Here is an 11,445-nt window from a genome sequence, read left to right as displayed (position 1 = left end):
CTTATTTCATATCGTTCGCCCTGCCCGTGCAGTCATTGAGCAGCGCTTTTTTACGTAGGACATCAAACGTATAACCTCGACCGCTCCGTGCAATAGTGAGTACAACACGTTTTATGTCCGCTATTTGCGCATCGAGGGCGGCCAAGCAGGGATGATTGAAGTACTCGAATACCTCATCTTCCCATTCGATTATCGCTGTGATGAAACCGTCGTAGGCATCAACTCCGGCATCAGAACAGGCATGTTTCCACTCGTAGAACATCTTGCGAGCCTCTTCTGAACTGCCGGCCTGTGCATAGATATCTCGAAAGGCCTCTTTCAGCATGTAGATATCACCGAATGCAGGGACTCTCTCCAGAAGTCTCTCAAGATCGCCTGCCTGACGGGCTGTCAAAACCTCGTTGTTTCGAAGCAATAGATATCGATTGTGCCTGACGGCCTTACGCGCCTCGACACTCATTCCCCTGCAGATAGCAGACCTTGCTGTATCAAGCGCCGTTATGAGCCCATCGATAACGTTCATATGATTGACCGCTACTGGCGTTCCAGGGAGACAGCGATGGACGGCACTGCGGTAGGGACGACACATATCGATTGATACCAGATTGATATTGCTCAGCTCACCGAGTGAGGAAATCGCGGAGCAGGTCGATTCCAGCGACCAGTCTTCGGTGAGCTCGAGGATACTGCCTCCGCTCCCGTCACATGAAACAAAAACGCTGCGCGGGCTGTCTTCCAAATACACCCCGCCAAGTCCGAGGACTTCTGGAGCCGCCGGCACACGATTCTCAAGGCATTCGTCGGCGTATTCCTCAAAGAGGGCCTTAACGGTCGTTGCCGTGGTATGGAATCTATGGGCCACATCGGAAAAGGTATGACTTACGGCATCTAGTTGAATCGTCCTTACCAGTCGCGAGGTCATCCGTCCATGCAAGGAAGGGTATTCCATGCGGACAAGCGCCCCGCAGTCGCGGCAGCGATATGAGTTGCCCTCTACGGTAAGGCTGACCTCATGGCCGAGCATGTCGATATCTTGGACGGTGCGTCGCGCTTTCTTGTGAACGTGAAGGGTGACGCCGCCGCACTCCGGACACATATTTGGACGACCCTTCGGATGCAGCACATATAGCACCCTACCGTCATCCTGCGCCTTTCGGCTCACGGCGTAGAATTCCGGCAATCCGACTTCTGGATAGAGATCTCCCGTTTCGGCTTTGCCCATTCTGCCCACCTGTCGCTTGATAAAACACCACCGAAAAGTTGACATAATTATATTGGGTTGACGCACTCGCAACCACTATCAGCTTTAGGAAAAATTGACCTTGAGACTTATGACTAAGAAGATTAATTCTTAGTTGATATCCATCTATCAACCGAATTCACGCACAGGTGGAATTGCCGTCTCCTAGTCATTTAAAGAAGCTATGTTCATGCGGTTTAGTGTCCCTTGGCATTAGGTCGGCAATTGCTCTCTCGATGGCAAATAGCCGTCTCCTCCTTAAGCAACTTGAAACGAGCATGTCACATGTGTCGGCATCTCCGCTTCAAGTGTGTGCCTAGCAATCGCAAAGTTTGTTGACTAGTTCGCTTGCAGTCGTATCTATGGCTCTGGCAATAGGAAATAGTTCATCCAGCTCAAGACTGAGAATATTTGCCTTACCACTCATCAAGTCGTTGATTCTCACTTCGCTGATGTCAGTCAACGCTGACAGCTCATCAGGAGTAATCCCAGCTTCAATAATCAGCTCATTGAATGTCATGTTCTTCCCTTCGTATCGGCCCTCGCTAATCCAATGGCATCAGTGTTTAAGTCATATGGTATCTAAGAAAATGAGGGCATGAGTATAGTTCGATTGGAGTGAGGCTACATCCATCTATACCTGTAGTTAGATAGCCGTAGCTGTTACCAATACCCCCATACAATACGGGCCATGACTTCGTCTACGACGACGACTTCGCCAAAACGCGCGGCGAATATGACGCGGAGAGCGGCGAGTACGACGAGGAGGGCGGTCGCCTGGTTGCCAACACCGAGGGCAACGGCCGGTTTCATTCGGATTGGTGCTCGATGATGTACCCAAGACTGCTGTTAGCGCGTGACCTGCTCGCGGCTGACGGCGCTATCTTCATCAGCATCGATGACAATGAGTCCAAAAACCTCCGGGCCATCTGCGATGAGGTTTTTGGCGCTGTATCCTTTGTTGGGGATATCGCCTGGCAGAGAACCTATTCAATAAGAAATGACTCGAAAGGACTTCCTACCGAGACTGAGCATCTTCTGTGTTATTCAAAGCACCCTAACTGGCAACCGGGTAAGTTACCGAGGACGCCCGAGATGAACGCTAAGTATGCGAATCCCGATGGCGACAGATGCGCTTGGAGAACTGACAACGCCTTCGCTCCTGGTGCTGCAACCCACCAAGGAATGGTATATGCCATCCAGCACCCTTTTACTGGCGAGCTTCTCTATCCCGCAAACGGCTCCTGTTGGAGATACCAACAGGACATAATGTTTGAACACATGAGTGGTTGGTGTTCTTATGAGCTGCGTGACATCGATGATGCCGACAAGCGCGCAGCCATTTGCGGTACATCAAGCTCAGGTGTCAAAAGAGATGTTAAAGCCATAGTCCTTGCGCAAAGCGTTGAAGAGTCACAAGCGGCTGCTGAGAAGGTTCTTGCTAAGGGACCATGGCCACGCTTTTTCTTCACGAGGAACGGAATGGGCGGAATCGCCCGTAAGACATACCTGGACGATGTTGGAGGTCGTCTCCCCACGAACTTCTGGCCATTTTCGGAGTGCGGTCACACCGACGAAGCGAAGAAAGAGCTTCAGAAGCTTTTTGATGGTTCTGCTCCATTTGATACACCTAAACCAGTTCGCCTCATGAGGCGTATTCTCGATATCGCGTCTTCCAATGATTGCACTGTGCTTGATTTCTTCTCGGGCTCGGCCTCCATGGCTCAAGCTGTCATGGAGAAGAACGCCGAGGACGGTGGAAGTCGTCGCTTTGTGCTCGTTCAGATTCCCGAGATGACCACAGGCCAGTTCTCCACGCTGACCGAAATTGGCGAAGAGCGCATCCGCCGTGCGAGCGCGAAAATCGCCGCAGACATCGATAAGGAAAACGAGCAGCTCGAGCTCGGTGCCGAGCCCAAGCCCTATCCTGATTTGGGCTTCCGCGTGCTGCGCATCGACTCCTCGAACTTCAAGGACTCCTACCTCACGCCTGGCGAGACCTCACAGGAAAGCCTCTTCGACTTCGCCGACAACGTGAAAGAGGGACGCTCCGACCTTGATCTGCTCTTCGAGGTGCTGCCCAAACTCGGCATCCCGTACTCCGCGAAGATCGAGGAGCGCATGCTCGCCGGCAGGAAGGTGTTCTTTGTTGATGGAGACAAATTGGCGGCATGCTTCGATGCGAACGTCGGCTCCGACACCATCGAGGAGATGGCGAAGGCCAAGCCCTGGTACGCCGTCATCCGCGACTCGTCCATGGCTGACGACGCCACGCACGCCAACTACGAGGAGCTGTTCCGCACCTACAGCCCCGACACTGTTCCCCAAGTGATTTAAGGCTTCGACATGAAGTTCAAGTTCAAAGTACAACAGTACCAAACCGACGCCGCGGACGCGGTGGCCTCGGTCTTCGAGGGGCAGCCCAACCAGGGCGCCTCCGTCTACCTGCGCGACCTGGGCCGCAAGCCCAAGCGCGCGCAGGGCGAGATCGACTTCGGCGACGAGAGCTCCGAGGGCTACGCCAACGCGCCCGTCGCGCTTTCGGGCGCCGACATACTGGCAAACGTGCGAGCGGTGCAGCGACGCAACCAGATCCCCGAGTCGGAGGAGCTTTTCTGCGGCATGGGGGCTTGCCAGCTGGACGTCGAGATGGAGACGGGCACCGGCAAGACCTACGTCTACACCAAGACGATGCTCGAGCTCAACCGCCTGTACGGCTGGTGCAAGTTCATCGTGGTGGTGCCATCGGTCGCCATCCGCGAGGGCGTGGCCAAGAGCTTGGAGAACACTCAGGAGCACTTCTTCTCCCAATACCACAAGAAGATCAGGTTCTTCATATATGACTCGGACAACCTGACCGAGCTGGATGCGTACTCCCAGTCGAGCGACGTAAACTGCATGGTCATCAACATGCAGGCGTTCAACGCGTCGATGAAGGAGGGCGCAAAGAACAAGGCGGCGCGCATCATCTTCGAAGAGCGCGACGAGTTCAGCAGCCGAAAACCCATCGACGTCATCGCCGCGAACCGCCCCATCGTCATCTGCGACGAGCCCCAGAAGATGGGAAAGAAGGGAGGCGCGACCCAGAAGGGCATCGCCCGCTTCAACCCTCTGTTCGTGCTGAGCTACTCGGCAACGCACAAGGAGAAGCACGACCTGGTGTATGCCCTAGACGCCCTGGACGCCTACAACCAGAAACTCGTCAAGCGCATCGAGGTGAAGGGCTTCGCCCTCAAGAACATGCGCGGAACCGACGGTTACCTGTACCTTCGTGACATCGTGGTGTCCAAGAACCGCGCACCCGAGGCCGTTATCGAGTTCAAGTGCATGGGATCCGGCGGCAAGGTGCGCAAGAAGACCGCGCGCTTCGGTGAGGGCGACAGCATCTACGACGCCAGCGGCTTGACGAAGCTCGAGGCGTACCGCGGCTACACGATTGCGAGCGGCAACGACGGCGTGGTCCCGCCCCAGGACGGACGCGCGGGCTACGTGCGCTTCCTGGACGGCTCCATCGGGGACGACGGGCGCATCTACATCGGCGAGGTCTACGGCGACTCTGCCGCCGACGACATGCAGCGCATACAAATACGCGAGACGATCCTGAGCCACCTGCAAAAGGAGGAGGCGCTGTTCCGCCGCGGCATCAAGTGCCTGAGCCTTTTCTTCATCGACCAGGTGGCGAAGTACCGCGACCTCTCCGGCAACGGCGAGACCGTGGGCTACGGCAAGATCTTCGAGGAGGAGTACGAGGCCATCGTCTCCGACAGGTTGAAGCACCCCACGCAGGACGACATCCTCGACCCCTCGTACGCGCAGTACCTCGGGCGATTCGAGGCGCGCTCGGTGCACTCCGGCTACTTCTCGGTGGACAAGAAGGGCAACGCCGTCGAGTCGAAGGCCGAGAAGAAGGCGGAGCGCGAGGACGGCATCGGCATCAACGACGACGACGCGAAGCGCGCCTACGACCTGATCCTGCGCGATAAGGAGCGCCTGCTTTCGTTCGATGAGCCGGTGCGCTTCATCTTCAGCCACTCGGCGCTGCGCGAGGGCTGGGACAACCCGAACATCTTCCAGATATGCACGCTCAAGGAGTCGGGCTCCGAGACGAGCAAGCGCCAGGAGGTCGGCCGCGGCATGCGCCTGGCTGTCGACCAGGACGGCAACCGCCAGGACGCCGCTCTGCTGGGACCCGACGAGGTGCACCGCGTGAACCTGCTCACCGTGATCGCGTCGGAGAGCTACGAGACGTTCGTGAGGGATTTGCAGACCGACATAAGCAAGAGCCTGCGCGAGCGCCCGAGGAAGGTGGAGATGAACCTGTTCAGCGGGCGCGACGTCGTGCTCGACGGCGAGACGGTCTCCTTTACCGAGGAGGAGTCGAAGCGCATCTACAAGGCTCTTTACAAGTGCGACCTCATCGACGACGACGACAAGCCGACCGCCGAGTTCCGCAAGGCCGTCGAGGGCGGCACCTTCGTGGAGTACTTCGTCGTGAAGCTGCCCGAGGGTATCGCCGACACCGCACACGCCAAGGCGGTCGAGGCGCTGGTGAGAAGCGTCTACGACGCGCACGCGCTCGACGGCATGATCGGGCGCGCCCAGGAGAAGATCTCCGAGAATACGTTGACCGACAACTTCGCAAAGCGCGAGTTCAAGGAGCTGTGGGCGCGCATCAACCGCAAGCATGCCTACACGGTGAGCTTCTCGGACGACGAGCTGAGGCGCAAGTCGATAGAGCGTATCAACTGCGACCTGCGCGTGAGCAGGCTGCAGTACACCTTGACGGTCGGCGGGCAGAAGTCACAGGCCACGCGCGACGAGGTGCAGGGCGGCTCGTCGTTCGGCAACGTACAGACTGAGACTCGCGATGTCGACGCTGGCACTGCGTCCGTGGGCGTGACCTACGACCTCGTGGGCGAGGTGGCGCAGGCCGCCGCCATCACGCGCAGGAGCGCCGCGGCAATTCTCGCCGGCATCGACCCCAACGTGTTCGGGCTCTACCGCGTGAACCCCGAGGAGTTCATCAAGAAGGCCGCTGCGCTCATCGTGTCGGAGAAGGCGACGATGGTGGTGGAGCACATCAGCTACCACGAGATCGACGACGTCTACGACGAGGCCATCTTCACCGAGCGCATGCCCGACAACGCGAGCAAGGCGTACGAGGCCAAGAAGAACATCCAGCGCTTCGTGTTCCCCGACTCCGACGGCGAGCGCAGGTTCGCCGAGGACATGGACGCCGCCGCCGAGGTGGCGGTCTACGCGAAGCTACCGCGCACATTCCAGATTCCAACGCCGGTAGGCAATTATGCCCCAGACTGGGCTATCGCCTTCAAGGAGGGCAGCGTGCGCCACGTGTTCTTCGTCGCCGAGACAAAGGGCACCATGGACACGCTGGAGCTCTCCGGTGTGGAGAACGCCAAGATCGCCTGCGCCAAGAAGCTCTTCAACGAGATGAGCACCGGCGACGTGCGCTACCACAACGTGGCGACGTACGAGGACCTGCTCGAGGTAATGGGCAGGATGAGCTAAGCAATGATTATGCGCCATTAGAACAGTCGGGAGGAAGCAAGCCTTCCAACTTGTGCGATATCCCTGCCATTAGCGAAATCGGCTCACCAGCAATAACCGCAAAGGATAGAAAGGTCTTTAAGGATGGATGCAGGAAAGTCTACGATAAGCGGCGTGTTCAACGGATCGCGCCTGCTTGAAATACCCTTCTACCAGCGCGCGTACGTTTGGGGAGAGGAGCAATGGGAGCGCTTCCTCGGCGACATGGAGTTCGTCACGGCCTCTAAGCGACCCTATTTCCTTGGCTCTATCATCCTGAAGCAGGCCTCCTCCGGCAACACCTGGTCTGAGGTGTCCGAGGTTCGTACCGTCATCGACGGGCAGCAACGCCTCACGACCATGGTCATCTTCTTCAAGGCGCTTTGCGCGAGAATCGACGCCGACAGACTGTTCGAACGAGATTTCGTCCTGGAGACCGGCGAAGTCGCCTTGAGACATGGCAAGTACGACCGGCAGGATTTCGAGAAGGTCGTCAGCGCCACGGGCTGCGAGCCCGTCGAGGGCTCCTCGTCCATCGTCCTTGCCTACAACTACTTTCTCAAGAACATCGACCCGGAGAAGGTCGACAGGAACACAATCAAGTCGAACGTCCAGTTCGTCTGCATCGACCTCACCGAGGGTGAGGACGAGCAGCAGATATTCGACACCATCAACTCGCTCGGGGTGCGCCTGACGACGGCGGAGCTCCTCAAGAACTACTTCTTCAACCGCGAGAACGAGCAGGCGTTCAAGGAGTGCTGGGAAGACGTCTTCGAGCCCACGGCTGAGAAGAGGGAGTATTGGGAGCAGGAGGTCGTGACCGGGCGCATCAAGCGCACGCTCGTCGACCTGTTCTTCGACGCGTTCCTCCAGATCCTGGTTCAGGACAAGAGGCGTGGCGTCACGACCGAGGACAAGCTCTTCTATTCGCGCACGTCCAACCTCTTCCAGTCCTACAAGGACTTCATCGGCAGGTACTGCAACGGAGACAAGGACGAGATCCTCGACAGCATGAAGGCGTATGCCAAGGTGTTCGAGTCCACGTTTGACCCAAGCTGCTGCGACGCGGACATCCCCTCCGCCCCCGGCGTCGAGCGCCTGAACGTGCTGATATTCGGCCTCAAGAACTCGACGCTCATCCCGTACGTGCTCTACGTTCGAAAGAACGCGGAGTCTTCGAGCGAGGAATCTAAGATCTACGCCCTGCTTGAGAGCTACATCGTCCGCCGAATGCTGGTTCAGGCGACCACGAAGAACTACAACAGGCTGTTCACCTCGCTGATCTTGAACGAGGTGAAGGACGCGGAGGCGCTGAGGAAGGCTCTCGAAGCCAATGACGAGGCGACGACGTACATGCCCGGCGACGCCGAGGTTCGAGCGGCATTCGAGGAATCGTGTCTGTACAACCTCCAGTCCAAGGGCGTCCTCTATCTGCTGGAAAGCGCCATTCGCCCAGGCATGAGCAGCACGGCCCTGCTCGGGTTCAACCAGTACACCCTCGAGCACATGATGCCCAAGAAGTGGCGCAACAAATGGGGAGCCCTCGACGATGAGGCTGCCACGCGAAGGGACCGGAAGCTCCTCACGCTCGGCAACCTCGCCATCATCACGCATTCGCTCAACGCCTCCATCCGCGATGCCGATTGGACCACCAAGAAGCAGGGAAAGGGATACAAGGACGGCTTGGCCCTCTGCGCCGCCGGCCTTGCGACCATGGCCGATGCCTTGGAGAAGAAGACTTGGGACGAGGGCGACATCGCCGAACGCGCAGAATGGCTTGCGGACAAGGCGTTGGAGGTCTGGCACTAAGCCCTACATGCGCCCCATCTCGAAGATATCTACACAATCACTTCCTCAGAACCATCGCCCGTCTCGGCATTTTCCTCTACCACCTTGAAAATTGTGACGTTGTCGGGTCCGATGACAATCGTGTCAGCCTCATTGAAGGCGAAGTTTATCGTTTCGAGCTCCTCCTCATTTCGATCGGCAATTTCTCGGACAACGTTTTCGTTTGAGACCACATCCTGCAGCTTTGCGCGCTTCTCAGAGATGTCCGCCTTCGCCTTAGCGCGCATGCGCATCGGGTTGAGGCGGTTCACGTTTTTCCCCGCTTCGCGGAGCAGCCCCAGGACAACATTCTCGACCTCACGGTCGTCTTCCGAGCGCTCAGCGATAGCGAGCGGTTTTCCTCCCACTTTGGAGATTTTCTCCGAAAGGGCGAGCCTCGCTTCCCCTCGAACGGAAGAAAACCCGTCCGCCATCCGTCTTGTTATTTGCCCGTCGGTTTCAATTCTCTGCCTCGTGTAGTCGCCCTCGAAACGCATGCCTATCTGCTGAGCCATAACGAAAAGCTGGAATGCCACGGCGGCTCGCGTTTCCATCGCGGAGAGCTTCTCCGCCTCCTCGGCTATCTTTTCCGCTGAGAGGCGCTTCCTTGCCCGCACCTCGGCTGAAAAGTCCTTCATGCACTCGAGCTCATAGTTCCACGCCTTGTTTGCCTCACGCTGTGCGTCCTCAATAATCTGCAGCGCGACTTGACGCTTCTCGGTGCTGGCGCCGTACTCCTGGCACTTGAGAATAAGGCGATCAAGGGCGTCATATGCCGCTTTGAGCTCGGCATCGCGCTCGCGCTGCATATCTCGCTGAATCGCCTCGATGCCGGACTGAAGACCGTCAAGTTTCTCGTTTATCTGGTTCATATACGCCATGCCCACCGCCACCGCGGCACCCTGAAGCGCAAGGTTTGCCACCGCAGCGGGTTGAAGACCAGCCTGCTTGATACCAGCCATCTCGTTGAACTTACCGTCACTGTCAAAACTGGAAAGGAGCTTATAACCATCCCATTCGGGTGCCTTGCGTGAGCAGAGGTCCGCCCAGCCCACGCCCTCTGGGAACCTGACCATCGCCATGCCGATCTCGTTAACGCCCTGTGCGACGTTGGCGCCAAACGGTATGAGAGCATCTGCCGCGATAGCAGCCTTGCTTCCTACAGGAAGACTAACGGTCCTCACTGCAGAATCCTTGAGAGCCGTCAACTCATTTTCGGATATCCTCGAGAGAGCTTGCTCCTGTGCGAGCTCGATGGCGGCAACGTCATTGGCGGATTCATCGGCCTCTTCGGTACCGAAGAGGCGGTCTAGGAAAGACATGAGGCAGCTCCTAATGGGACGGATGTAGTTGCGGTTATTATCCCACCGCCGTCGAGGCCAGAAGGCGGGAGAACGCATCGGCTCTCGTAGCGGCAGAGCGCGCGGCGAAGGTCAAACAAACGAGAGCGGTGTCCATACCTGACACCAGAGTTAAGCCCATCTTGATGACGGAGAGGGACCAAAGCTAATTAAGCCTACAGGTAGGGCAGCATGAAAATGGCGGGCAAATAAGATAACTGGCCCCGCAAGCCCACTAACAGCGCCTTCGACGATTGAATCTCGGCACTATTCAGCCCATGAAAATGGCGTGTAAAAAGAATTTGGGCTCGATGACTTGAGTCAGAGTTCATTCCGGAGCCCTGCCTACCTCCCCTCCGCCTTCAGCTTCAGCAGCAGGTCGCCCAGCTCGGGGCACTTGCTGGAAAGGCGCGTCTCGGCTCGCTCGCCCATCCCCCACCGCTGGCGAACTTCCTGGGCGCGCGGGCTCACGTGGTAGTCCCCGTCCATCACCTGCTTGAGCAGCTTGGCGGTCACGCGCGCATCGGCTAAGGCGCTGTGGGCGTGGCCCGTCGACTCGTCGAACTCGATGCCAAACCACGTTGCCGCGTCACCCAACGAGACGCGCCCGTGGCTGCCCACGTCCATAATCGAGGTGTAAAACGCCTGCAGGTCGGCCCAGTCCGTAGGAAATGCGGAAAGGTCGATGTGCTTTGCCTGGCACTCGGTCAAAAGCTGTCGACGATCCGTCCCGCTCCAGCAAACCACCTGGGCGGAGTATTGACCGATCCAATCGTTGAGCCTTTTGATCACCATGTAGAGCGGATCGGCCATCGCGGTATCCACGGCCGATATCCCTGTGAGCTCGCGAACGGGAAACGCAACGCCTTCGGTAAATTCCGTCTGCACAAACTGCGAGAACTCGCCCATAACGTTGCCGTGGTAATCGAGCTTGACGGCGCCGACCTCGATAATCTCGTTGCGCAGTCCACGGCGCTGGCGTTGTTTTGGCACCGGCGCAAACTCAAAGTCCAGCACGATCTGTCGCGCAAAGTTCGTCGTATCGATAGCCGAGATACCCGGCGTCTTTTCAGCTGACACGGTTATGGCCTTTCTCCGTTGCCTGCCGCTTGCTACATAGGCGGCTACATTGCCGTAAGGATAGGCGCCCGTGCGGACATGAAAGCGGGGCGCAATGCCATGCGCCAAGCACACGCCATGCAGGCGGCCCCAAGGGAGTCGCCCGCTCTATTCAGATGCATGAAAAAGATTGAGGCCCGGTGACTTGAATCAGAGGTCATCCCGGGCCCATCAGAGCTCGTAGAGCTCTTGGTTGCTTTGGTCTCGCTCTTCACGGCGCTTATCGGACTTACCGAGGCACTTAAGCAGCGTACGAAGCAAAAGACGATATGAGAAAGCCATTTGGGTCGCCTCCCCCGCGGCGCAGCTTCTTTTCGCGGGCTCGGGATGCCACAATGGGCTTTGAGTATCGGCCCGTGCGGTAGCCCTTAC

At 57.7% G+C, this 11,445-nt stretch carries 7 protein-coding genes; 3 read left to right on the top strand and 4 right to left on the bottom strand.

The features are described 5' to 3' along the window. Nucleotide 1: 1 nt before the first annotated feature. Nucleotides 2-1,222: a transposase gene (locus ACTM82_RS07335; protein ID WP_441055470.1), complete on the bottom strand. Its 1,221-nt coding sequence runs from the start codon at nucleotides 1,220-1,222 to the stop codon at nucleotides 2-4. A 334-nt stretch (nucleotides 1,223-1,556) separates the two neighbouring features. Then, nucleotides 1,557-1,760: a helix-turn-helix domain-containing protein gene (locus ACTM82_RS07330; protein WP_441055468.1), complete on the bottom strand. Its 204-nt coding sequence runs from the start codon at nucleotides 1,758-1,760 to the stop codon at nucleotides 1,557-1,559. A gap of 140 nt (nucleotides 1,761-1,900) precedes the next feature. Between ACTM82_RS07330 and ACTM82_RS07325 the strand changes: the two genes are divergently transcribed. The 3 genes from ACTM82_RS07325 to ACTM82_RS07315 all read left to right on the top strand — a co-directional run bounded on the left by ACTM82_RS07325 (nucleotide 1,901) and on the right by ACTM82_RS07315 (nucleotide 8,596). Next, a complete protein-coding gene (locus ACTM82_RS07325; protein WP_441055495.1) occupies nucleotides 1,901-3,577 on the top strand; it encodes a site-specific DNA-methyltransferase in 1,677 nt (558 codons plus the stop codon). Between the two features lie 9 nt (nucleotides 3,578-3,586). Further along, complete coding sequence (locus ACTM82_RS07320; protein ID WP_441055466.1) at nucleotides 3,587-6,769, top strand: type III restriction-modification system endonuclease; 3,183 nt, start codon at nucleotides 3,587-3,589, stop codon at nucleotides 6,767-6,769. Nucleotides 6,770-6,892: 123 nt separating this feature from the next. After that, nucleotides 6,893-8,596 (top strand): DUF262 domain-containing protein, encoded by a 1,704-nt coding sequence (locus ACTM82_RS07315; RefSeq protein ID WP_441055464.1) that lies wholly within the window; start codon nucleotides 6,893-6,895, stop codon nucleotides 8,594-8,596. A gap of 29 nt (nucleotides 8,597-8,625) precedes the next feature. Here the strand turns inward: ACTM82_RS07315 and ACTM82_RS07310 are convergent, their stop codons facing one another. After that, nucleotides 8,626-9,936 (bottom strand): hypothetical protein, encoded by a 1,311-nt coding sequence (locus ACTM82_RS07310; protein ID WP_441055462.1) that lies wholly within the window; start codon nucleotides 9,934-9,936, stop codon nucleotides 8,626-8,628. A 363-nt stretch (nucleotides 9,937-10,299) separates the two neighbouring features. Next, entirely contained in the window at nucleotides 10,300-11,034 is a 735-nt protein-coding gene (locus tag ACTM82_RS07305) for an exonuclease domain-containing protein (RefSeq protein WP_441055460.1), read from the bottom strand. Nucleotides 11,035-11,445: the final 411 nt, after the last annotated feature.

The organism is Collinsella sp. HCP3S3_E5 (assembly GCF_052067635.1).
In the GTDB taxonomy this organism is placed as follows: domain Bacteria; phylum Actinomycetota; class Coriobacteriia; order Coriobacteriales; family Coriobacteriaceae; genus Collinsella.
This window is presented reverse-complemented; position numbering and strand designations above follow the sequence as displayed.

Excerpts from the sequence above, each read along its gene's own strand:
- ACTM82_RS07320 (WP_441055466.1), top strand. The coding sequence starts at position 3,587 with ATGAAGTTCAAGTTCAAAGTACAACAGTACCAAACCGACGCCGCGGAC.
- ACTM82_RS07310 (WP_441055462.1), bottom strand. The coding sequence starts at position 9,936 with ATGTCTTTCCTAGACCGCCTCTTCGGTACCGAAGAGGCCGATGAATCC.
- ACTM82_RS07335 (WP_441055470.1), bottom strand. The coding sequence starts at position 1,222 with ATGGGCAAAGCCGAAACGGGAGATCTCTATCCAGAAGTCGGATTGCCG.
- ACTM82_RS07330 (WP_441055468.1), bottom strand. The coding sequence starts at position 1,760 with ATGACATTCAATGAGCTGATTATTGAAGCTGGGATTACTCCTGATGAG.
- ACTM82_RS07315 (WP_441055464.1), top strand. The coding sequence starts at position 6,893 with ATGGATGCAGGAAAGTCTACGATAAGCGGCGTGTTCAACGGATCGCGC.